Annotated in this window: 19 protein-coding genes; 12 read left to right on the top strand and 7 right to left on the bottom strand. The window is 66.2% G+C overall.

Annotation, left to right across the window (positions count from 1 at the left end; translation table 11 throughout):
- The first annotated feature begins 60 nt into the window (after positions 1-60).
- Positions 61-2,586, top strand: coding sequence for a ligase-associated DNA damage response DEXH box helicase (locus ShzoTeo12_RS00690; RefSeq protein ID WP_318910816.1), 2,526 nt, complete (start codon positions 61-63; stop codon positions 2,584-2,586).
- 14 nt (positions 2,587-2,600) lie between these two features.
- Positions 2,601-3,326, top strand: coding sequence for a ligase-associated DNA damage response endonuclease PdeM (pdeM, locus tag ShzoTeo12_RS00685; protein WP_318910815.1), 726 nt, complete (start codon positions 2,601-2,603; stop codon positions 3,324-3,326).
- On the opposite strand, the gene ShzoTeo12_RS00680 is transcribed toward pdeM, so the two are convergent.
- Complete coding sequence (locus tag ShzoTeo12_RS00680; RefSeq protein ID WP_318910814.1) at positions 3,316-3,876, bottom strand: dihydrofolate reductase family protein; 561 nt, start codon at positions 3,874-3,876, stop codon at positions 3,316-3,318. The two genes, pdeM and ShzoTeo12_RS00680, sit on opposite strands and share 11 nt — an antisense overlap.
- 112 nt (positions 3,877-3,988) lie before the next feature.
- Between ShzoTeo12_RS00680 and ShzoTeo12_RS00675 the strand changes: the two genes are divergently transcribed.
- Together ShzoTeo12_RS00675 and ShzoTeo12_RS00670 are read left to right on the top strand one after the other, a co-directional pair.
- The gene (locus tag ShzoTeo12_RS00675) at positions 3,989-4,492 is read left to right on the top strand and encodes a helix-turn-helix domain-containing protein (protein ID WP_318910812.1); all 504 of its coding nucleotides are present in this window, start codon (positions 3,989-3,991) and stop codon (positions 4,490-4,492) included.
- Positions 4,493-4,570: 78 nt separating this feature from the next.
- Complete coding sequence (locus ShzoTeo12_RS00670; RefSeq protein ID WP_318910810.1) at positions 4,571-5,011, top strand: universal stress protein; 441 nt, start codon at positions 4,571-4,573, stop codon at positions 5,009-5,011.
- A gap of 4 nt (positions 5,012-5,015) precedes the next feature.
- On the opposite strand, the gene ShzoTeo12_RS00665 is transcribed toward ShzoTeo12_RS00670, so the two are convergent.
- The 3 genes from ShzoTeo12_RS00665 to ShzoTeo12_RS00655 all read right to left on the bottom strand — a co-directional run bounded on the left by ShzoTeo12_RS00665 (position 5,016) and on the right by ShzoTeo12_RS00655 (position 11,135).
- The gene (locus ShzoTeo12_RS00665; RefSeq protein ID WP_119257542.1) at positions 5,016-5,810 is read right to left on the bottom strand and encodes a TIGR02186 family protein; all 795 of its coding nucleotides are present in this window, start codon (positions 5,808-5,810) and stop codon (positions 5,016-5,018) included.
- Positions 5,807-6,733 carry a sulfite exporter TauE/SafE family protein gene (locus ShzoTeo12_RS00660; protein ID WP_119257541.1) on the bottom strand — a complete coding sequence of 309 codons (927 nt, stop codon included), beginning with the start codon at positions 6,731-6,733 and terminating at the stop codon, positions 5,807-5,809. Before ShzoTeo12_RS00660 ends, ShzoTeo12_RS00665 begins: the two co-directional genes overlap by 4 nt.
- Positions 6,734-7,238: 505 nt before the next feature.
- Positions 7,239-11,135 (bottom strand): peptidoglycan-binding protein, encoded by a 3,897-nt coding sequence (locus ShzoTeo12_RS00655; protein ID WP_318910807.1) that lies wholly within the window; start codon positions 11,133-11,135, stop codon positions 7,239-7,241.
- 692 nt (positions 11,136-11,827) lie between these two features.
- Between ShzoTeo12_RS00655 and ShzoTeo12_RS00650 the strand changes: the two genes are divergently transcribed.
- From ShzoTeo12_RS00650 to ShzoTeo12_RS00615, 8 genes are all read left to right on the top strand, one after another.
- Complete coding sequence (locus ShzoTeo12_RS00650; RefSeq protein WP_318910806.1) at positions 11,828-13,624, top strand: acyl-CoA dehydrogenase C-terminal domain-containing protein; 1,797 nt, start codon at positions 11,828-11,830, stop codon at positions 13,622-13,624.
- Between the two features lie 100 nt (positions 13,625-13,724).
- Entirely contained in the window at positions 13,725-14,933 is a 1,209-nt protein-coding gene (locus ShzoTeo12_RS00645; protein WP_119257536.1) for an acetyl-CoA C-acetyltransferase, read from the top strand.
- Positions 14,934-14,935: 2 nt separating this feature from the next.
- Positions 14,936-15,337, top strand: coding sequence for a YbaY family lipoprotein (locus ShzoTeo12_RS00640; protein WP_318910805.1), 402 nt, complete (start codon positions 14,936-14,938; stop codon positions 15,335-15,337).
- A 13-nt stretch (positions 15,338-15,350) separates the two neighbouring features.
- Positions 15,351-17,561: an FAD-dependent oxidoreductase gene (locus ShzoTeo12_RS00635; protein WP_318910804.1), complete on the top strand. Its 2,211-nt coding sequence runs from the start codon at positions 15,351-15,353 to the stop codon at positions 17,559-17,561.
- 312 nt (positions 17,562-17,873) lie between these two features.
- Entirely contained in the window at positions 17,874-18,083 is a 210-nt protein-coding gene (locus ShzoTeo12_RS00630; protein WP_119257532.1) for a cold-shock protein, read from the top strand.
- 221 nt (positions 18,084-18,304) lie between these two features.
- Positions 18,305-18,589, top strand: a complete 285-nt coding sequence (locus tag ShzoTeo12_RS00625; RefSeq protein ID WP_119257531.1) for a cold-shock protein — start codon at positions 18,305-18,307, stop codon at positions 18,587-18,589.
- A gap of 68 nt (positions 18,590-18,657) precedes the next feature.
- The gene (rpsU, locus tag ShzoTeo12_RS00620; RefSeq protein WP_119257530.1) at positions 18,658-18,894 is read left to right on the top strand and encodes a 30S ribosomal protein S21; all 237 of its coding nucleotides are present in this window, start codon (positions 18,658-18,660) and stop codon (positions 18,892-18,894) included.
- Positions 18,895-19,066: 172 nt separating this feature from the next.
- Entirely contained in the window at positions 19,067-19,288 is a 222-nt protein-coding gene (locus ShzoTeo12_RS00615; protein WP_318910803.1) for a hypothetical protein, read from the top strand.
- A gap of 905 nt (positions 19,289-20,193) precedes the next feature.
- Here the strand turns inward: ShzoTeo12_RS00615 and ShzoTeo12_RS00610 are convergent.
- The 3 genes from ShzoTeo12_RS00610 to ShzoTeo12_RS00600 are packed head-to-tail and all read right to left on the bottom strand — an operon-like array spanning position 20,194 to position 23,189.
- A complete protein-coding gene (locus tag ShzoTeo12_RS00610) occupies positions 20,194-21,249 on the bottom strand; it encodes a sensor histidine kinase (protein ID WP_318910801.1) in 1,056 nt (351 codons plus the stop codon).
- A complete protein-coding gene (locus ShzoTeo12_RS00605; RefSeq protein ID WP_119257527.1) occupies positions 21,250-21,696 on the bottom strand; it encodes a response regulator in 447 nt (148 codons plus the stop codon).
- The gene (locus ShzoTeo12_RS00600) at positions 21,693-23,189 is read right to left on the bottom strand and encodes a sensor histidine kinase (protein ID WP_318910799.1); all 1,497 of its coding nucleotides are present in this window, start codon (positions 23,187-23,189) and stop codon (positions 21,693-21,695) included. Before ShzoTeo12_RS00600 ends, ShzoTeo12_RS00605 begins: the two co-directional genes overlap by 4 nt.
- Positions 23,190-23,258 lie beyond the last annotated feature (69 nt).

Below are 23,258 nucleotides of genomic sequence, written 5' to 3'. Positions count from 1 at the left end.
GGCGGCCTGTTTTTTCGGTCCACGACTTCACATTCACGCGCCGCTCACTAGCTTAGGGCGGTGAGCATCGCCGATTCCGCCGCCAGCCCCTCCCTCCTTGCCAAACCCTTCGCCGACTGGTTCGCGGCCAAGGGGTGGCAGCCGCGTGCCCACCAGATGGAGCTCCTGGGGCGCGCCACGGCGGGGGAGAGCCTGCTCCTGATCGCGCCCACCGGCGCGGGCAAGACGCTGGCCGGCTTCCTGCCGGCGCTGACGGATCTTGCGCAGCGCGGCAAAATCCCGTCCGGCTCCGCCTTCACCGGCATCCACACGCTCTACATTTCGCCCTTGAAGGCGCTCGCCGTCGATATCGAGCGCAACCTGATGAAGCCCGTCTCCGAAATGGGCCTGCCCATCACCATCGAGACGCGCACCGGCGACACGCCGCAGGCAAAACGCCAGCGCCAGCGCCTCAATCCGCCGGACATCCTGCTGACGACGCCGGAACAGGTCGCCCTCCTCATCGCCAACGGCGAGGCCCCGCGCTTCTTCAAGGACCTGAAATACGTCATCTTCGACGAGCTGCATTCGCTCGTCACCTCCAAGCGCGGCCATCTCCTCTCGCTCGGCCTCGCGCGCCTGCGCCGGCTTGCGCCGGGGCTGCGCACCATCGGCCTTTCGGCCACCGTCGCCGAGCCGATGGACCTTCGCCGCTGGCTGGTCGCGCAGTCGCCCGATGCGGAAAACCATGCCGGGCTCGTTACCGCGCCGGGCGGGGCGAAGCCGATCATCACCATCCTGAAAAGCGAGGAACGGGTGCCGTGGTCGGGCCATCAGGCGAAATATGCGATGCCCGAGGTCTATGCAGCGATCAAGGCGCACAGGACGTCGCTGCTCTTCGTCAACACGCGCAGCCAGGCGGAAATCCTCTTCCAGGAACTCTGGAACATCAACGAGGACACGCTGCCGATCGCCCTGCACCACGGTTCGCTCGATGTCGGCCAGCGGCGCAAGGTGGAGCAGGCCATGGCGGAGAACCGCCTGCGCGCGGTCGTCGCCACCTCGACACTCGACCTCGGCATCGACTGGGGCGACGTCGATCTCGTCATCCATGTCGGTGCGCCGAAAGGGGCTTCCCGGCTCGCCCAGCGCATCGGCCGCGCCAACCACCGCATGGACGAGCCGAGCCGCGCCATCCTCGTGCCGGCCAACCGCTTCGAGGTGATGGAATGCCAGGCGGCGCTCGACGCCAACTATCTCGGCGCGCAGGACACGCCCCCCGTCGGCGAGGGCACGCTCGACGTGCTCGCCCAGCACGTCCTCGGCATGGCCTGCGCCGCGCCCTTTAACGAGGACGCGCTCTTTGCCGAAGTCACCACCGCCTCGCCCTATACCGGGCTTCCCCGCGAGAAATTCGGGCGCATCGTACAGTTCGTGGCGACGGGCGGTTATGCGCTGAAGACCTACGAGCGCTACGCCCGCATCCGCGAGACCGTCGACGGTCTCTGGCGCGTCTCCAACCCGCAGGTCGCGCAGCAATACCGCCTGAACCTCGGCACCATCGTCGAGATGCCGATGCTGAACGTGCGCATGGTCAAGCGCGGTGCGAAGGGCGCGGTCGGGCGCGGCGGGGCCTCGCTCGGCAAGGTGGAGGAATATTTTCTCGAAATGCTCTCGCCCGGCGACACCTTCCTGTTCTCCGGCAAGGTGCTGCGCTTCGAGGGCATCCGCGAGAACGAATGCCTCGTTTCCCAGGCCTTCTCGCTCGATCCGAAGGTGCCGGCCTATGCGGGCGGCAAGTTCCCGCTCTCCACCTATCTCGCCGACCAGGTGCGCGGCATGCTGGACGATCCGCAGCGCTGGGGCGAACTGCCCGGGCAGGTGCGCGACTGGCTGGCCCTGCAACGCGACGTCTCCAGCCTGCCGAAGCGCGACGAGCTCCTCATCGAGACCTTTCCGCGCGGCAGCCGGCATTACATGGTCGCCTATCCCTTCGAGGGACGGCTGGCGCACCAGACGCTCGGCATGCTGCTGACGCGGCGGCTGGAGCGCGCCGGCCGCCGGCCGCTCGGTTTCGTGGCGACGGACTATTCGCTCGCCGTCTGGGCGCTGGACGATCTCGGCTACAGCTTCGCCGTCGAGCGTCCTTCGCTCGAAAACCTCTTCGACGAGGACATGCTGGGCGACGATCTGGAGGCATGGCTGGACGAGAGCTTCATGCTGAAGCGCACCTTCCGCAATTGCGCCGTGATTGCCGGCCTTATCGAGCAGCGCCATCCGGGCAAGGAAAAGACCGGGCGGCAGGTCACGGTTTCCGCCGACCTCATCTACGACGTGCTGCGCAGCCACGAGCCGGATCATATCCTGCTGGAGGCCACGCGCGCCGATGCGGCGGCGGGGCTTTTGGATATTCAGCGATTGGGCGATATGCTGGCGCGAATCAAGGGCCACATCACCCACCGGCGGCTCGACCGCATCTCACCGCTTGCCGTGCCGATCATGCTGGAAATCGGCAAGGAGACGGTGGCGGGCGAGGCGCAGGATTCGCTTCTGGCGGAAGCCGCCGAAGACCTGATCGCCGAGGCGATGGGCGAGGCCGGTATTTAGGAAAAGCAACGGGCATGCAGAGACTGGCTCTGGCATCGATGGATATTCAGGATTTCGGCGCCGTTTCCGCGCGCGCAGTCATCGCCGGCGTCGAGGCCGTGTGCGATCCGCTCGGCGCGCTCTATCTGCCGGAAACGCGCCTGCTCGTCGTCTCCGACCTGCATCTGGAAAAGGGCGCGGCCTTCGCCCGCCGCGGCATGATGCTGCCGCCCTACGATACGCTGGCGACGCTGAAGATGCTGGAGGCCGTCATAACCCGGCACGATCCCGCCATCGTCGTCAGCCTGGGCGACAATTTCCACGACCGCGTCGGCTCGGCCCATCTGCCCGAAATTTTCCGCGCGAAGATTTCGGAACTGGCGCGCGGGCGCGAATGGATATGGATCAACGGCAACCACGATCCGGACGGCACCGTGGACCTGCCGGGCCAGTCGGCCGACGAACTCCACTATGCCGGCCTTGCCTTCCGGCACGAGCCCTCGCTCCTCTCCCCGGCCGGCGAGATCGCCGGGCACCTGCATCCGGCCGCCACCGTGATCCGCCGCGAGAAGGCGGTGCGCCGCCCATGCTTTGCGACCGACGGCAGGCGCCTTCTGATGCCCGCCTTCGGCATCATGACCGGCGGGCTCGACCTGCGGCACAGGGCGATGACCGGCCTCTTCGACCGGCAGAGCCTCGTCGCCCACATGCTCGGCCGCGACCGTATCTATTCGGTGCGCTTCGCCAATCTCAGAGGCTGACGCCCTCCGGCGCATAGCGCGTAAGGATCGTGCCGTTGGAAAGCGGCCTTGCCTCGACGAGATCGAAGTCGCGCCGCGCACCGTCCTTGAAGAAGGGCGTGCCCTTGCCGAGCTGCACCGGCACGATGCCCAGCATCACCTCGTCGACCAGCCCCGCCTCGAGCAGCGAATCCGTCAGTTCGGCGCTGCCGAAGACATAGATCGGCTTGTCCAGCGCCTGCTTGCGGCGGGAGAGCTCGCCGACGATATCGGCCGTCACCTCGGTATTGTTCCAGTCGGAGGACGCGAGGGTGCGCGAGGCGACGAGCTTCGGCAGGGCGTTCATGAAGGTCTTCACCTCGCCCTCGTCCTCCGTCGTCGTCCAGTAGGCCTTCATGCCCTCATAGGTGACGCGGCCGAAGACGAGGAGGCCCGCAGATGCGCCGAACTCCATGCTGAGCGCTTCCAGTTCCGGCCCCCAGGCCTTGCCGTGGAAACCGAGGTCCCATTTCGTCTCGCCCTCGAAGAAGCCGTCGAGCGTCACGAGATTCCAGATGATCAGCCTTGCCATGGTCCTGTCCTCCGTTGCGGCCGTGCCGCTGCACTAAACCGATTGCGAATTGCAACTGGTTGATGGATAGAGAAACCGATTTTACTATGCAAGCAGTTTTTGGAGAGACTGCATGAAGGATACCCGCCGCTCCGGCTGCCCGATCAATCTTACACTGGAAATCCTCGGGGATCGCTGGAGCCTGATCGTGCTGCGGGACATGATGTTCGGCAACCGCCGGCATTTCCGCGAGCTTCTGACGAAATCGGAGGAAGGCATCGCCTCGAACATCCTGGCGGACCGCCTTCGCCGGCTGGTCGAGGAAGGGCTGATCAGCAAGGCGGACGATCCGAGCCACAAGCAGAAGGCGCTCTACAGCCTCACCGAGATGGGCATCGCGCTCGTGCCGGTCTTCGCCATGATGGGCGCCTGGGGCCGGCGCTTCCTGCCGGTGACGGAGGAACTCTCCATCCGCGCCGAGCTTCTGGAAGAGGGCGGGCCGGCGATGTGGGACGCCTTCATGGAGGAACTGCGCGCCATCCATCTCGGCGGCCCGCCGCCTGCCCGCTCGGTCTTCAACGAATTGCGCGCGGCCTATGAGGCGACCGTGGCGAGGCGGGCCACAACCGGCACTTGACGAAAGCCGCACGGTTGATTTCCATCAAGGCACGGCCCGAAGCCGGGCCTACTCTGGGTAAAAAAGGAGGCTGCGACCATGTACAGGCATATCCTCGTTCCCACCGACGGCTCGGATCTTTCCGCCGCCGCTATCGACCAGACGCTGCAACTGGCAAAGGCGCTGGGGGCGAAGGTGACGGCGCTCACCGTCGCCGAGCCGCTGCACTTCCTGCCCGTGACGCCCGGCGCCACCGTCAACCTGCGCGCGGAATACGAGGCGCACCTGAAGGCGGACGGCGCCCGCATCCTCGGCGCGGTCGAGGCGAAGGCGGCGGCGGCCGGCATTCCGGTCGAGACGCTGCAGGTCGCGGCGGGCGATGCCTGGCAGGCGATCATCGACACGGCGGAAAAGCGCGGCTGCGACCTCATCGCCATGGCCTCGCACGGCCGGCGCGGCGTCAGCGCCTTCCTGATGGGCAGCGTCACGACGAAGGTGCTGAGCCACGCGAAGGTGCCGGTGCTGGTCTACCGGTCCTGACCGCTCAGTCCTTGCGGAAGACGACGCTGGCGAGCCAGCCCGTCAGGAGAGCGAGCAGCACCGAGAAGAGGCCGTAGGCCAGCGAATTGTTGTAGGCGGCATTGGAGATCATCTGCTCGATGCCGGTCTTCATCACGCGCAGCGGCAGCGCCTTCTCCGCGATGAACACGCCATCGCGGAAAAGGTGGGCACGCACGACATGGGTGCCGTTCGGCACGTTGGCCGGCAGCTTGACCGTCGCCTTGAACAGGCTGGCGCTGATGAACTGCACGCCGCCGGGATCGCGCTGGTAGAAGCCGCCGCTTTCCTTGAGGCGGCGGAAGGCGTCGCGGAACTCGGTGAGCTTCGAGCCGTCGCCGACATAGCCGATGGGCGAGAGGCGGATATGCTGGATGCCGACGCCGACGCCGTTGAGCATGGCGGGCTCGGCGATGGTCTCGACGTCCCGCGTGCTCGACAGCGAATAGGATTCCGGCACCAGTTCGAAGGTCATGGAGCGGCGGTTGACCCAGATGCCGAAGACGCGCTCCTTGATGCGCACCGTATTGTTGTCCTTCGGCCCTTCCAGCGCCACGACGATGTCGTACTTGCTCTGGGCGAGAAGCGCGGGATCGTAGCCCTCGATGGCGCCGAAGATCGTCAGGTCCGCGCCGCGGAAATCCGACGAGATGGCGATCTCGTCCGTCGAGATGCCGATCTCCAGCTTCTCGGGAAATTCCACCGGCCTGTCCTCCAGCACCTGCGCGCCGGCGGGAAGGGCAAGGCCAAGGACGAAGAGGAGCGTCGCGAGGGCTCTCATCGATAGACCCCCTCGCTGACGATGGAATAGATGTCGGCCGGCGTGACGACGAGGTCGACCGCAAGGCGGGCGCCGACGGCAAGGACGAGCAGCGCGAGCAGCGCGCGCAGCTGCTCGCCGCGCAGCTTCTGGCCGACGCGCACGCCGTATTGCGCGCCGATGACGCCGGCCACCATCAGGATGAAGGCGAGCACGATGTCGACGGAATAGTTGGTCGTCGCCTGCACGACGGTCGTATAGGCGGTGACGAAGATGATCTGGAACAGCGAGGTCCCGACGACGACATTGGTCGGGATGCGCAGGAGATAGATCATCGCCGGCACCATGATGAAGCCGCCGCCGACGCCCATGACCGAGGTGAGGATGCCGATGCAGAAGCCGAGCCCGATCACCGGGATGACGGACAGATAGATCTTCGACTTCTTGAAGCGCATCTTCAGCGGCAGGCGGTGCACCCAGCTATGCTGGCCGGGCCGGCGCAGCGAGACGGGCTGGTTGTTGGCCGAGCGGCGCATGGCGCGGATGCTCTCGAGCAGCATCAGCGTGCCGACCGTGCCGAGCAGCACGACATAGAGCAGCGAGATGACGAGATCGAGCTGGCCGACGCTGCGCAGCAGCGCGAAGATCCAGATACCGACCGTCGCCCCCGTGAGGCCGCCGACGAGAAGGACCGCGCCGAGCTTGACGTCCAGCGTGCCGCGCCGGAAATGCGACAATGCGCCCGAGATCGACGAGGCGACGACCTGGTTGGCGCCTGTCGCCACCGCGACGACCGGGGGGATGTTGTAGAAAATGAGGAGCGGCGTGATGAGGAAGCCGCCGCCGACGCCGAACATGCCGGAAAGGAAGCCGACGGCCGCGCCCATGCCGAGAATGATGAAGATATTCACCGAAAGCTCTGCGATGGGCAGATAGACAGTCACAACAATACCCCGATCGGCAATTCCCGCTTGCGCGGAAGCCCAGGCAATTCCGGCGGACGCGCGAAGCGGCTCGCCTCCGGACTTGCGTCAAACGATACTCGGCAGCCGCCTTCACCCCTTCCCGCCCCTGCCGCGGCTCCTCTTCGGCAGGCAGCGAATACGACGAAGCGCCCCGCCGCAAAGGGAGTGCCCCTCGGCGGCCGGCCGCGCCTTGCATCCGGCAAGGACCGGTTCTGGAACGCAGCCATGGCGGCGCGTGCCTCAGCCCTTTCGGATGATGACGTTTCTTCCTGGCGTTATCATCTTGGAGCGACATGAATTTTCTATTGCATAATCCGCAAATCGGGGCCGATTTAAGGATGAAAACATGCAGCGGATCAAATTGCCCCGGCGCCCGTCGCACATCGTGAGCGACGTGCGGGCGCCATGGGCGGGCGTCATGCCCTTTGGATCGAGAGAGACGTGACCGGAGGCACCACCTGGCGGGCCTCCGGCGATGCGCCGGTCAGCCCGGCTGCTTGTTGCGCTTCAGAAGCTCGGTGACGAGCGCGTCGTCGATCTCGCCGGTTTCCTTCTGGCCGACGGACTTCTGGAAGGCCTTGATGGCGGAGACGGTCTTCTTGCCCATCTCGCCGTCCGGCGTACCGGCGTTGAAGCCGTTGTTGTTGAGGATGGCCTGGATGTTGCGGATGGCCTTCTTCATGTCGACGCTGGCGGTCTTCACCGGCTTGCCGACCCATTCGTCCGGCAGATCGGCCGAGTTTGCCTTCTCGTCGAGCGCCTGCGGCTTCCAGAGGTCGACCTTGGCCTTGGCGCTGGAGAGCTGCTCCGGCTTCATGGCATTGGCCACCTCATCGCGCTTTTCGGCGGCGTCGTGGTCGCCGTCGCGGGCGGCGATGGCGAACCACTTGTAGGATTCTTCCAGATCCTGCTTCACGCCGTTGCCGCGCGCATAGAGGATGGCGAGGTTGAACTGGCTGTCGCGCACGCCGAGCTCGGATGCCTTCTGGAACCATTTGGCGGCCCCGTTGAAGTCCGGCGCGACATCGCCCGAGCCCGTCGCCAGCAGGACGGCGAGATTGTGCATGGCGCTCGCATTGCCCTTGCCGGCTGCGTCCTCGTAAAGCTTGCGTGCCCGGGCAAGGTCGAGTTCGACGCCCTGGCCCTTCTCGTAGAGGTTGGCGAGGCGGTATTCGGCCGGCGCGAAGCCGCGGTCGGCCGAAAGCGCGTACCAGCGCGCGGCTTCCTTGAGGTCGGTGGCGACGCCGCGGCCTTCCGTGTAGCGCGCGCCGATCTCGAACAGCGCCAGCGGATCGCCTTCCGTCGCGGCCTTGGAGAGCGAGGCGGGCGTGATCGCTTCCGGCACGGCAATGGCCGCCGTCTGCGCGGCGCCGAGCGGCGCGGCCTCTTCCGCACCGGCCTTGGCATCCTTGCCGGCGAGCGGCACGGTTTCCGGCGTCGTCAGCGGCTCGAAGCCGGCGGTGGCATCGTCATTCGCGGCAAGGGGTGTCGTCAGGGCGTCGGCGCCCTTCGTCTGGAGCGGCGTCACCTGAAGGGATGCGCCGTCATCCGTCGCCTTTTCGGGCGCGGCGAGGCTGCGCTCGCCCTCCGTGCCGGCCGGCGCGGGATCGGTCACGACCTTTTCCCCGGCGACGGGCGCTGCGGCAATGTTCGCGGTCACGGCCTTGTCGGCACCGTCCGTCGTCGCGGCGGGCTTTACCTCTTCCTTGACGGCGGCCTGCTCCACGACGGCCGGGGCCTCGTCGCCGCGGACCAGCGTGTTGACCAGCGGGTAGGACATGATGGCAAGCAGCACGGCGCCGACGGCAAGCAGGATCGGGCGGCGGTGGCGCGCGAAGGCGGAAGTGGCGGCCGGCGTGTCGCCCTTGGCCGCCTTTTCCGGCTTTCTGGCCGGTGCGACGCGGGAGATCGTGTCGGTTTCCTCGGCGGCGAGCTTGGCGGCGCGGCGGGCGGCGGCGATGAAGTCCGCCTTCTCGCCTTCGCTGCCGGGAGCGGCACGGCTGCCCGCGGCCTGACCGGCGCGGACACGCTCGAGGATGCGGCGCACGTCCGGCACGCCGGAGCCCGGCTCCAGAAGCTGGTTCGCCTCTTCCGGCGCCAGCTCGTCGACGGGATCGATGGAGGGCGCCGGATCGATCTGCTGGCGCTCGGCCTGCGGGGCCACATCCTTGCGGCCGGGTGCGAAGCGGCGCTTCAGGCCGGCGAGCAGGCCCGCCCTGGGCTGGGCTTCGGCGATATCGCCGGCAAGCGCCACGGCCTCCTCGGCAACGGCATCCCCTGCCTCGGCACGCACGGGCGCGGGAATATGCTCGACCTCGATCTCGGCGAAGCGGCTTTCCTCCTCGGGCGCGGCGATCTCCGCCTTCAGCTCGGCGGCGCCGAAGGCGTCGTCGTCAAAAGGGTAGTCGTTGCGGTGAAGGCCGGCATCGGCGCCGAAGCCCATGGCCGGCATCTCCGCGCGGGGCATTTCGGCGCGCGGCTGGGCGGCCTCGCGGCGACCGAAGGTTTCGCGCGGGGCGTCGAGCTGTTCGAGGCGGCCGGCGATCTGCACCAGCGTATCGTGCAGGGCGTCGAAGGTGCGGGCGGTGCGCTCCTCGCCGGCGCGGGTCAGTTCCTCCAGCGCGCGAAGGTCGTTCGCAAGGCCGGCGATCGCTTCCATGTCGGTATTGGCGGCGGAGGCGGGGCCGGCGTGGCGATAGGCCTCCATGACGGCTTCCGCCGCCTGGCGGGCCGCCTCGACGATATATTCGTCATTGGTCGCCATATAGTCTTCGATGGTGGCGATCCGGTTCTCGAATTCCGCGGGCATGGCGGCGACGGCAGCGGCGGAGGGCGTGCTGATCAGCGTGGAGAGATGCGCGATCTGCGCCTCCAGGCTGCGCAGTGCCTCGTGGTCGCCGGCAGGCGCCGCGCGGGTCGCGTCGAGCCGGTCGGCGATATCCGAGAGGCGGCCTTCGAGGCGCGAGAAACGGTCTTCCTGGAAGGGGCTGCCGACGGGCGTATCCAGCGTGTCGATGCGGCGGGCGAGCGCATCCAGACGGCCGGCAAGCTCGTTGTTGACGCTGCCCTGGTCGAGCGCGTCGATCTTGCGGGAAATGTCGGAGAGGTAATAGGCAAGCTCGTCGCCGCCGACGAGGGCGGGGGCGGCCTGCTGGCCCTGCTCCAGCATCTGCGACAGGTGCTCGATGCGCTCTTCGAGGCGCAGCGCCGTGCGCTCGTTCGACAGGTCCTCGATGCGCCCTGCCAGCGCCTCGATGCGGGCGGAGAGGTTCTGGTCGGCGGGCGCGGGGCGGTGGGCGATGAGGTCGATCTGGCCGGCGAGATCGGCTATGCGGCCTTCGAGGCGCTGCATCATGCCCTGGTCGGCGAAGGACGACTGCTGCATGCGGCCGGCGGCGGCGATGGCGCGGCTGATCTCGTCGAGGCGGGCATCCAGCCCCTCGAACTGCGAGGCGACGGCGGAAACGAAGCGTCCGTCGTCCGGCGCGCCCTGGCGGGCGATCATGTCGACGGCATGCACCATCGATTCGATCTTGTCCTCCAGCGCACGGATGGCGGGCGTCGCGCTCATGCCGTTGATCTGGTTCTTCAATTCGTCGAGCCGGTAGGCGAGCGCCACCAGCTCGTCGTCGCGGCTCTGGTCGAAGACGGAAAGCTTCTCTTCGACGCCGTTCCAGCGATCTTCCATGCGGCGCACGGAATCCTCGCGGGCAAGCCCGTCGAGCACGGAGCGCAGCGCATCGAACTCGACGCGCAGGCCTTCCGTATGGCCCGACTGGCGGCCAAGCTGGCTGATGCCGGCGGAAAGGCGGTGCAGTTCCTCGCGCAGGTCGTCGCCATTGCCGCGGCCCTCGGCCATCTGGCGGATGCCGCGGATTTCCGAGCGCAGCGACTGCATCTCGCGTTCGAGGCCCTCGGCGATATCCTTCTTGAGATCCTGGCGGAGCGAGACGAGCGAGCGGGCGATATCCTGCACGGAACTGTCGGCGCGGGCGGGCGCTGCGGCCGGCTGGCCGCCGAAGGCGGTGTAGGCGTGCTGGGCGGCGGCGTGGTGATCGGCAGAGAGCGGGCGGCGCTCGATGCGCTGGGCGACGCGCTCGCGGCTGCCCTCGATGGCGCGCTGGCGCTGCACGATTTCGGAAACGGGATCTTCGCGCAGCGGCATGGCGCGCGCCGGCTCGTAGCGCGACGGCTCGGGGCGGATCTGTTCGGAGCGGGCCTGCTCGGTGCGGGGCGCAAAGCGCTCCTCGCCGCGCCCGCGCGCATCCCGGCTGTTCGCCATCAGGCCCTCGATGCGGGCTTCCAGCCCCTCGATGGTGCGATTGAGCGCGTCGAGCGAAGAGCGTTCGCCTTGACGTTGCGGGTTTCGCGATCCGTTCATCTTTCGCCTCGCTTTGACGGCCGTCGGCCCGTCGGGAGATACCCTTGAAAGCGCTGCCCGCCCGGCTGCGCTCTTCCTGCGTTGTGGCGGAAAACCGTATCGTCCCTGTTGTCGCCCGGACCGTCCGCCCGGGTCTCACAGAGGGGAGCCGAAATGATTCCCGATCCCACGCCCTCAAGCGCCACAATTCATGAAACGTGGTAAACAAGGGGTTAACTCGACCGGAAATTTTTTAACGATTTGCTCATAGACTGGTCCCGGAGAGGGAAAGATGAACGGTTGCGGGACGTGGGGAGGTTGCAGCCGTCACGATTTGCTTAGGGACGAAGGCGCGCACCCCCCTCTTCTCCCCGCCTGCGGGGAGAAGGTCGCGGCAGCGGGATGAGGGGCAGGCAGCACATCCCCCTGCAGAGAGAGTGGAAAACCGGGGCGGCCCCTCATCCGCCTGCCGGCACCTTCTCCCCGCAAGCGGGGAGAAGGAGGGTGTGGCCGGCGCCTTGCCATGGGTGGCGGACTTCCCTTGGGGAACGTCGGCAAGCAAGGAGCCCGGCCTCATATGCTCCCCTCCTCTCCCTGCGACGAAAAATTCAACGCGCCGCCACCTTTTGACGTTTACGCAAACGTCAAAGTTTTATACACTCCTCCCCCAAGGACCGGACTCCTGTCCGTGGCATAGGTGAGGAACGCGAGAAATGCCGATCTACAAGGCCCCCGTGAATGACACGCTTTTCATCCTGAACGACGTCCTGTCGCTGGAGCGCTACAACAACCTGCCCGGCTTTGCCGACGCGACGGGCGACATGCTGGAGGCGATTGCCGGCGAGGCGGCCAAGCTCGCCGAGGAGGTGCTGTTCCCCGTCAACCTTTCCGGCGACCAGGAAGGCTGCAGGCGCAACGACGATGCCACGGTGGTAACGCCGAAGGGCTTCGGGGAGGCCTATGACCTCTATCGCCAGGGCGGCTGGATCGGCCTTGCCGTGCCGGAGGAATTCGGCGGCCAGGGCCTGCCCTATGTGCTGCACACCGCCGTCGGTGAATACATGTCCTCGGCCAACATGGCGCTGACCATGTATCCCGGCCTGACGCAGGGCGCGATCGCCGCGATCCTCGTGCACGGCTCCGACGAGCAGAAGGCCGCCTACCTGCCGAAGATGGTGGAAGGCACCTGGACCGGCACGATGAACCTGACGGAGCCGCATTGTGGCACCGACCTCGGGCTCCTGCGCACCAAGGCCGTGCCGCAGGCGGACGGCTCCTACAAGATTTCCGGCCAGAAGATCTTCATCTCCGCCGGCGAGCACGACATGTCGGAGAACATCGTGCACCTCGTCCTCGCCCGCATCGAGGGCGCGCCGGAGGGCACCAAGGGCATCTCGCTCTTCATCGTGCCGAAATACGTCCTCAAGGACGACGGCACGCCGGGCGAGCGTAACACGGTCTCCTGCGGCGCCATCGAGCACAAGATGGGCATCCACGGCAACGCCACCTGCGTCATGAACTATGACGAGGCGAAGGGCTTCCTCATCGGCACGGAGAACAAGGGCCTCAACGCCATGTTCGTGATGATGAACGAAGCGCGCCTCGGCGTCGGCCTGCAGGGCCTGTCGATTGCCGAAGTCGCCTACCAGAACGCCGCCAACTATGCCCGCGAGCGCCTGCAGGGCCGTTCGCTCTCCGGCGTCAAGAACCCCGATGGCAAGGCCGATCCGCTGATCGTGCATCCCGACATCCGCCGCGCGCTGATGACCATCAAGGCCTGGACGGAGGGCGGCCGTGCCTTCACGCTCTGGACGGCGCTGAAATCCGACATCGCCCATCGCTCCGCCGACGAGACGGAACGCCAGTCCGCCGACGATATCCTCGGCCTGATGACGCCGATCCTCAAGGGCGTGCTGACTGACAAGGGCTTCGACCATGCCGTCATGGCCCAGCAGGTCTTCGGCGGCCACGGCTATATCGAAGAGCACGGCATGAGCCAGTATGTGCGCGACGCGCGCATCGCCATGATCTACGAAGGCGCCAACGGCATCCAGGCGCTCGACCTCGTCGGCCGCAAGCTCGGCATGAACGGCGGCCGCGCCGTCATGGCGCTGTTCAAGGAAATTGGCGATTTCTGCGAGGAGAACCGCGGCGACGAGAAGCTCGCCCCCTTCACCAAGGCCCTCAAGAAGGGCTTGAACGACCTGCAGGCCGGAACCATGTGGTTCATGCAGAACGCCATGGCCAAGCCCGACAATGCCGGCGCCGGCTCGACCGACTACATGCACCTCTTCGGCCTCGTCGTCATCGGCTACATGTGGGCGAAGATCGCCAAGGCCGCGGAAGAGGGCCTTGCGAACGGCGCGGGCGAGCGCGAAGACTTCCTGAAGAACAAGCTGATCACGGCAAAGTTCTTCATGGAGCGCCTGATGCCGGAAACGGGCCTGCGCAAGACCCGCATCGAGGCCGGCGCGGACACGACGATGGAACTTGCCGCCGAGGCGTTCTGACGCTTTCCACCCCTCTCCCCGAATGCGGGGCGAGGGGCTACAGTCGCAAGCCGCGAGCCATGAATTCTAAGGCGCGACGCGCCGCAGGGAGAAGAGACCAATGACCGACGTCTTCATCTACGATCACGTGCGCACCCCGCGCGGGCGCGGCAAGAAGGACGGTTCGCTGCACGAAGTGCCGTCCGTCCGCCTCGCCGCCAAGGTGCTGGAAGCGGTGCGCGACCGCAACGGGCTGGATACCAACAAGGTCGACGACATCGTCATGGGCTGCGTCGATCCGGTCATGGATGCCGGCGCCGTCATCCCCAAGGCCGCCGCCTTCGAGGCCGGCTATTCGAACCGCGCGCCGGGCATGCAGATCTCGCGCTTCTGCGCCTCCGGCCTCGATGCCGTGAACTTCGGCGCGGCCAAGATCGCGCAGGGCGCCGACGACATCGTCATCGCGGGCGGTGTGGAGAGCATGTCTCGCGTCGGCTTGGGCATGTCGGGCGGCGCCTGGTTCATGGACCCCTCGGTCAACTTCCCGGCCTATTTCATGCCGCAGGGCGTTTCGGCCGATCTGATCGCCACCAAATACGGTTTTTCCCGCGACGACGTCGACGCCTATGCCGTCGAGAGCCAGAAGCGTGCCGCCCATGCCTGGCAGAACGGCTACTTCAAGAATTCCGTCGTGCCGGTGAAGGACATCAACGGCCTGACGATCCTCGCCCATGACGAGCACATGCGGCCGGGCACCGACATGCAGGCGCTCGCCCAGCTCCAGCCCTCCTTCCAGATGCCCGGCGAAATGGGCGGCTTCGAAGCCGTCGCCATCCAGGCCCATCCGGAAATCGAAGGCATCAACTACGTGCACCATGCCGGCAATTCCTCGGGCATCGTCGACGGCGCGGCCGCCGTGCTGCTCGGCTCCAAGGAAGGCGGCAACATCCTCGGCAAGAAGCCGCGCGGCCGCATCAAGGCCTTCGCCAATATCGGCTCCGACCCGGCGCTGATGCTGACCGGCCCGGTTGACGTCACGGAAAAGCTGCTCGCCCGCACCGGCATGAAGCTCTCCGACATCGACCTCTTCGAGCTGAACGAAGCCTTCGCCGCCGTTGTGCTGCGCTACTGCCAAGCCTTCGACATCCCGCACGACAAGATGAACGTCAACGGCGGCGCCATCGCCATGGGCCACCCGCTCGGCGCGACCGGCGCGATGATCCTCGGCACCGTGCTCGACGAACTGGAGCGCCGCGATCTCAACGTTGCCCTCGTCACGCTCTGCATCGGCGCGGGCATGGGCACGGCGACGATCGTCGAACGGGTCTGATCATGACGAACCCGACGACACGCCGCAGCTTTCTGACCCTCATCGGGGCCGGTCTCATCGCCTCCTCGGCCGAGGCGAGCGACAGCTTCGTGCTGTCGGGCACTGTCACCTATGCAGCCAAGGGCGCCATTCCGCCCGGCCGCCTGACGATCCGGCTGGAGGAGCAGGGCATCATGGACGCGCCGGCGCGGGGCATCGCCGCGATCACCGTCATCAGCAAGGGCGACCGGCATTCCATCCGCTTTTCGATGCGGGTGAAGCGTTCGGCGCTGCGCAGGGCGGTCGATCCAGGCTTCACCGTCCGTCTCGAGCGGCACGGCCGCCTCATCGCCACCAACACGACGAAACAGGGATATAGCGGCCGGGGCAAGGCCTCGCTGCAGATCGAACCCATTCTCTACTGAGGGGGAGAAAACCATGAGCGCATACAAGAACTTCACCATCGAGACCGACGCCGACGGCATTGCGCTGGTCACCTGGGACATGCCCGAGAAGTCGATGAACGTCTTCACCGTCGAGGTGATGGACGAACTCGACAGGATCATCGACCAGGTCGTGGCCGATGCCGCCATCAAGGGCGCAGTCATCACGTCGGGCAAGTCCTCCTTCTCGGGCGGCGCCGATCTCTCGATGATCAAGGCGAGCTTCGATCTCCTGAAGGACGCCGAGGCGACCGATCCGGCAACTGCCGTGCAGAAGCTGTTCGACGCCACCGGCCGCATGACCTGGCTGTTCCGCAAGCTGGAGACCTCGGGCAAGCCGTGGGTCTCCGCCATCAACGGCACCTGCATGGGCGGCGCTTTCGAAATGTCGCTCGCCTGCCACGGCCGCGTCGCCTCCAACGCCAAGTCGGTCAAGATCGCACTGCCTGAAGTCAAGGTCGGCATCTTCCCCGGCGCCGGCGGCACCCAGCGCGTGCCGCGCCTTGCCAATGCGCAGGACGCCCTGCAGATGATGACGACCGGCTCCTCGCTGACGGGCGCGCGCGCCAAGGCGATGAACCTCGTGCATCAGGTCGTCGAACCCGACCAGCTCATCCCTGCCGCAAAGCAGATGATCAAGGACGGCCTCAAGCCCGTGCAGCCCTGGGACGAGAAGGGCTTCAAGGCGCCCGGCGGCGGCATCTGGACGCCGGCTTCCGCGCAGCTCTGGCCGGCCGCCCCGGCGATCCTGCGCCGCGAGACCGCGGGCAACTATCCGGGCGCGCTCGCCATCCTGAAGTGCGTCTATGAAGGCCTGCAGGTTCCCTTCGAGACGGGCCTGAAGATCGAGCAGCGTTACTTCACCTACATCCTCCAGACGACCGAAGCCTTCTCGATGATCCGGTCGCTGTTCATCTCCATGCAGGAACTCGGCAAGGGCGCGCGCCGCCCGGCCGGCGTGCCGAAGGCCGAGTTCAAGAAGGTCGCCGTCGTCGGCGCCGGCTTCATGGGCGCTTCCATCGCCTATGTCACCGCTGCCGCCGGCATCCCGGTCGTGCTGATCGACCGCGATCAGGAGGCTGCCGACAAGGGCAAGGCGCATTCCGAAGGCCTCGTCACCGGCGCCATCGGCAAGGGCCGCATGTCGAAGGAAGACGGCGAGAAGCTGCTGTCCCTCATCACCCCGACGCCTGATTACGCGAACCTTGCGGACGCCGACCTCGTCATCGAGGCCGTCTTCGAGGACCGCAACGTCAAGAAGGACGTGACGGAAAAGATCGAGGCCGTGCTGCGCGAGGACGCGATCTTCGCCTCCAACACCTCGACCCTGCCGATCACCGGCCTTGCCAAGAACTCCAGGCGCCCGAACCAGTTCATCGGCATCCACTTCTTCTCGCCGGTCGACAAGATGATGCTGGTGGAAGTGATCCTCGGCAAGGAGACGGGCGACAAGGCGCTCGCCACCGCGCTCGATTATGTCGCGGCCATCAAGAAGACGCCGATCGTCGTCAACGACACGCGCGGCTTCTACGTCAACCGCTGCGTCTTCCGCTATATCGGCGAGGCCTATGACATGCTGATCGAAGGCGTGCCTGCGGCGATGATCGAGAATGCCGCCAAGATGGCCGGCATGCCGGTCGGCCCGCTGTCGCTCAACGACGAGGTCGCCGTCGATCTGTCCTACAAGATCTTCAAGGCCTCCATCGCCGATCTCGGCGCCGAATCCGTCGATCCGCGCCACATGGAGCTGGTCACGAAGCTGGTGGAAGGCGAAGGCCGTCTCGGCCGCAAGGCCGGCAAGGGCTTCTACGACTACCCGCCGAAGCCGGCGAAAAAGAAGCTGTGGCCGGGCCTGAAGGACCTCTATCCGCAGCAGAAGCCCGACGATGTCGATATCAAGGTGATCAAGGAGCGCCTGCTCGTCACCATCGCTCTGGAAGCGGCCCGCACCATGGAAGAGGGCATCGTCACCGATCCGCGCGAGGCCGATGTCGGCTCCATCCTCGGCTTCGGCTTTGCGCCCTATACCGGCGGCACGCTCTCCTACATCGACGGCATGGGCGTGAAGACCTTCGTCGCGCTCTGCGAGAAGCTTGCCGCAAAATACGGCAGCCACTTCCAGCCGACGCCGCTCCTCAAGGACATGGCCGCCAAGGGCGAGACCTTCTACAGCCGCTTTACCGCCGGGACGAAGCAGGCGGCCTGACCACGCGACAGCTTGCAACGCGAAAGGGCGGCCTGGCGCCGCCCTTTTTGCTTGCATCATCTTCAAGTTGTGAAAATAATACTGCGACGGAGCCTTTGAAATGGGCCGTATTTTCGGGCGGGTTTCCGGGTCCTTTCAGAAAAATCCCGGCCCGCCATTGCGCTTTTCGAAATAAACCCTATATAGAACATATCGAAAACTGCTTGCGACCTTTGTCTTCGAGCTGAAAAGCTCTGTCAGATTTCCTTTCAAGATCGATCAATAACGGACAAAATATCGTCCGATTACACTAGCGATGGAAAGGATATCGTTATGAATTCAGGCACCGTAAAGTGGTTCAACAGCACCAAGGGTTTCGGCTTCATCCAGCCCGATGACGGCACGACCGACGTCTTCGTGCACATCTCGGCTGTCGAGCGTGCAGGCCTCGGCTCGCTCGCCGAAGGCCAGAAGATCAGCTACGAGATCGTCCGCGACCGCAAGTCCGGCAAGAACTCGGCCGACAACCTTCGCGCCGCTTGAAGAAGATTGTCGTTCCTCTTCGCTGACCACGGATGTACTGGCAGCAGAGAGTCGAATGACGGGAGAGGTCGGGGTCACGCCCCGGCCTTTTTATTTCCGCTACCCGCCCGGGAATTCGCGCAGGCATGCGCATTGGAGCAATTCCAGCAAAAGTGCGCAGCGGTTTTGCAATTCGAAGAATAGCGGAAGCGCCCCAGCGGCATCCGCGAAGGAGAAGCGTCATGAGCCGGAAAACCTATGCCATCGGCGACCGGATCGTCCTGAGGGCCGGCCTGTCCCGCAGTCCGGCGGGCGAGCGGACATGCCGCATCGTCAGCCTGCTGCCCGCAGACCATGGCGAAGTCCAGTATCGCGTGCGGCGCGAAGGCGAGACCTTCGAGCGGCGCATCGTGCATAGCGACATCGATACGGCCGAGAGCGCCGTGCCGGTGTCCTGCGACAGCCCGGCGTCCCCCGGCAAGGCGGGCTCCTGGCTGAAACCGTCGAGCATCCGTGTCGGCAGATAGCCGGACAGCACGGCTGCAAGGCCCGTTTCAACCCAGCGCGGCCCCGGCCGCAAGAGAAAGGACATCCATTGCAGGTTCTCGTTCGAGATAACAATGTCGACCAGGCGCTTCGCGTCCTGAAGAAGAAGATGCAGCGCGAAGGCCTTTTCCGCGAGATGAAGGCCCGCAGCGCCTATGAGAAGCCGTCGGAAAAGCGTGCCCGCGAAAAGGCCGAGGCCATTCGCCGCCAGCGCAAGCTCGCCCGCAAGAAGATGCAGCGCGAGGGGCTCCTGCCCGCGCCCCGCAAGGCGGCCCGCACCCGCTAGCACCATTCCGGCCAATGCCGGGTTCCGGAGCGTTGCTCGCTTTTTCGAAAAGCGGAGCGCTCCGGCCTCGCGCCTGCCACGCCGGGCATCCGGCGCCGCATGAATTGCCGCCGGACGGACGGCCTCGCAGAGCCCGTCCGTCCCCGGCCATCGCCCCGGGAGGGCAGAGAGCATGACCGCAACCAAGGAAGAATTCTTCAAGCCCGCCAAGCTGTCCGCGCAGGACAAGGCGGCAAGGACCGACGACACCGCGCGGGGCATCATCGCGCAGGAGACCAACGCCCGCGAGGCGAAGACGGCCCGCCTGCGCGCCATGCGCCTCGACCAGCAGACGAAAGAGCCCGCCCCCACCCCCCGCAAGGGCCGGAAGACCGCCGCCGCCGACAAGGTATAGGGCCGCCGCGTGTCCGGATGGACTGCCGTCATGGGGAGACAGGTGACTATTGCCCCTGAGGCTCACCCCGAGCGTCTGCACGACATGCCTTCAAATGTCATCATGGAAAGCGCCTGCGGCCGTGGACCCTCGGCTCAAGACGGAGGGGACGAGGCGGTTCCCGTCCACTGAACGGTGCGGCATAGGCGACGTTGCGTTTCGCCCTCGCCCCTTTCTTCTTGCGTCATTCTCGGGCTCGAACCGAGGATTCGCGCGGCACGGCACCCCCTCACTTCCAGGGAAAACACCCCCGCCCTTTCCCCGCCCCCCAAACCTGTGCCTACAATCCCCCCATCCCGCCACGGATACACTGCAAGGCGTTGCAACGAGGCGGGATCGGCGCGGGACGGGAGGGGAAGACGCAGAACCTCTCGCACCGGGCTCGCGGAAAATGGTCCCCCTCCGGCGACACGGGGGAAGCGGCAGGGCATCGGACCGACCCTTTCGCTTCACGCCCCGAACGGCGCGCCGGGCGTGCCTGTGCGGCACACAAGGGGGCAGGAGACGGCGGATGCGTCGGCATCGTCCGCCGGGATGGGTACCGTCCGGAAGGAGCCCCCTTCCGTCCGTTTCGCCATGGAGCGCGGGGCGGATGCAAAAACGGAAAGGCCCATGCCGGAAACCGGCGAGCAACATCCCGGTCTTCTGCCTTTGCAGAGGGACCCAAGTCGCGGGCAAAAACCGCTGAACGGGGCGCTGAAAGGTGCCACACTAAACTATCTAAGATGAGGCAGCTTCCAGCGCCCCGTCCGATGCTCTTTGACAAGCCACGGGCGAAGCCGCCGCGTGGATAGAGGTATTGCAGGGGAGAAGCCGTCCACCGCGCGAGGGAAACCACGCGCCCATGCGGATGGGCGCGAGGCTCGCTAGGCCGCTCCCGGTACTTCCGCCACGCGCACCCGCATTTCGGCGCGCGTGCCGATGGCGCGGGCGGCATAGTCGAGTTTGGTGTCGAGGCTTCCGGCCATGGCGCTGATGATCTTCGAACCGAGGCCGGTGCCGCGCACCGGGCCCTCGCCGCGCCAGCCAATGCCGTCATCCTCCACGAAGAGGACGGCGTTCTCGCCATCGAGGCGAGTGAAGCCGACGCGCACCTCGCCGCCGGTCTCGCCATAGGCATATTTGAAGGCGTTGGTGACGAGTTCCGTCACGATGACGCCGAGCGAGACGGCCCGGTCGGTCGGCACATGCAGCGGCTCCAGCGTGCGGTTGAGGCGGATGTTGCGGCCGTCCCCCTTTATCGAGGCGTCGAGCTCGGAAAGCAGCGTCGAGAGATAGGCGCCCATGTCGACATGGCGCACGTCCTCGGAGGTGTAGAGGCGGCGATGGATGCCGGCGATGGCGGTGATGCGCGCCTGCGTTTCCGACAGCGCCTCCTTGACCGCTCCGTCGGGGGCGCTCGACATCTGCAGGCGGATGAGGGCGGCGGCGAGCGCCAGCGAATTGCCGACGCGGTGATTCACCTCGGCCAGCAGGATCTCGGCGCGCTCCTTGGCGGCGCGGATCTCCTTCTCGGCCTTCAGCTTGGCGCGCCGCAGCTCGGCGTTTTCCAGCGCCTGGCCGAGCGCATTGGCCAGGAGCGGCATGAAATCGTCGCCGACCGACTTGATGACATAGTCGGCCGCCCCCGCCTTCAGCGCCTCGACGGCGACCTGCGCGTCGTTGGAGCCGGTGACATAGACCACCGGCACCGGGTCCGGCGCATCGGCGAGCTCCTTGAGGAAGGAAAGGCCCGTGCCGGCCTTCAGGAAATGGTCGAGCACGATGGCGTCGAAACGCTCCTCGGCCAGCATTTCGCGGCCGCGCTCGACCTCTTCGGCATGCAGCACCTCATAGCCGAGACGGCCCAGCGCCCGCTGGGCGAGCCGGGCGAGGATGGGATCGTCGTCGATATAGAGGATGCGGACGGGGCCTTCCCTCATTTATTGCGTCTCGGGAATCTGGATCACGGAGAAGAACAGGCCGAGCTGGCGGATCGCATGGGCGAAGCTTTCATATTCGACCGGCTTGGTGATGTAGACATTGGCGCCGAGATCGTAGCAGCGCTGGATTTCCCGCTCGTCGTCGGTCGTCGTGAGGATAACGACCGGCAGGCGCTTGGTGTGGATGTTGGACTTGATCTTCTGCAGGATGTCGATGCCCGACATGTCCGGCAGATTGAGGTCGAGCAGGATCAGCAGGAACTTGCCGGCGCTGGAAAGGCCGCTGCGGTCCTTGCCGAGCACGAAGTCGAGCGCCTCGGTGCCGTTGGTGAAGGGCACGATCTCGTTGTGCACGCCGGCACGGCGGATGTTCTTCTCGATGAGGCGCGCATGGCCCTCGTCGTCCTCGACCATCACGATGGTGACTTCCTTGCCCAAACCGTTCATGCCTGCATACTCCTGACAACCTTGCTGAGGTCGGGCGGCAGACGAAGCACGAAGGTCGTCCCCTGCCCGAGTTCGGATCTGACCACGATATCACCGCCAAGATTGCGCATCAGTGAACGCACATGGGCAAGGCCGATGCCCTCGCCCGGCTTGTCCTGCGTTCCCGAGCGGCGGAAAAGCTCGAAGACGCGCTCATGGTCGTCCGGCGCGATGCCGCGGCCGTTGTCGGTGAAATCGATGAAGAAGCCGGCCCGGCCCGCATTGCGCGCCGCGACGGAAATGCGCAGCGGCCGGTCCGGCGACTGGTACTTGATGGCATTGTCGAAGAGGTTGCCGAAGACCTGCTCCAGCGACAGCCGGTCGGAAACCACCGTCGGCAGGTTGCGGTCGATGGTGACGACGCCGCCCGCTTCACCGACCTGATGGCCGACCGCCGCCGCGCCCGTCTCGGCCAGCGCCCGGAGGTCCACCCGCTCGATCTTGAGTTCCCGCCGCCCGTCGCGCGAGATCTTCAGGATGGCGTTGATGAGCCCGTCCATTTTCTTGGTGGAGGAGCGGATGAAGCCGATCGCCTCCGGCAGGTCCTCGGCGGCGGCGCGGCGCGCCTCGATGATGTCGGCCTCGCTCGGCGCCTTGCCGTCCGCCAGCACATAGGCCTGGATGGCGGAGAGCGAGGCCTGCAGCTCGCTGGTGAAGCCCATGATGTTGACGAGCGGCGCGCGCAGGTCGTGGGTCACGATATAGGCGAAGCGCTGGACCTCCTGGTTGGCGCGGATCAGCTCCTCGGTGCGCTCGTCCACCCGCTTTTCGAGGGTCGCGTTCAGCGTCTCGACCTCGCGGCGGGCGACGATGATGTCGCGGGTATATTGCGCGATGACCACGATCGCCCCGCCCAGCACGCCGATGATGGCGATGGCGCCGATCACCGTCGTCCATTTCAGCGCGCCGGCCGACCAGAGCGTATCGGCGACGCTCTCCTGCAGCCGGCCGTCGGCGTCCTCCATGATGGCACCGAGCTGCTCGCGCAGCTGGTCCATCAGCAGGCGGCCGCGGTCGGTCCTGACCTCGTTGATCGCATCGTCGGCCCGGCCCTGCTCGACAGCCTCCACGACGCCGGCCAGTTCGGCCAGCTTCTCGGAGACGAGACGTTTTATGTCGGGAACGCGCTCCTCGTAATGCGGAAAGCGGGCGGCCTTCTCGGCAAGCGCCTGCTGACGTTCGGCGACGGCCTTCAGCGCCTCGTCATAGGGCTCGCGGAAATTCGGATCGCGGGTGATGACGAAGCCGCGCTGGCCGGTTTCGGCGTCCTGCAGCGTCGACAGCAGGTCGGCCGCCGCGCTGCGCACCTCGCGCAGCTCGATGAAGCCGGTGAAATAGGTTTCCACCTTGGCCGCGAGCCAGAGCGACGTGCCGACGATGCCGAGCAGCGCGATCATGCCGGCGAGCAGCAGAACGATGGTCGAGCGCACGAAGGCGGCGTTCGATATCGGCATTCCTTCCCCCGGTTCACCTCGCCGTTTACGAGGCGACAATATCGTTATGCCCGCGGCATGCAACGGGGC

The organism is Shinella zoogloeoides (assembly GCF_033705735.1).
Lineage (GTDB): Bacteria > Pseudomonadota > Alphaproteobacteria > Rhizobiales > Rhizobiaceae > Shinella > Shinella zoogloeoides_A.
Note: the sequence above shows the minus strand (reverse complement) of the source record. Positions and strands in the feature narration are given on the sequence as shown.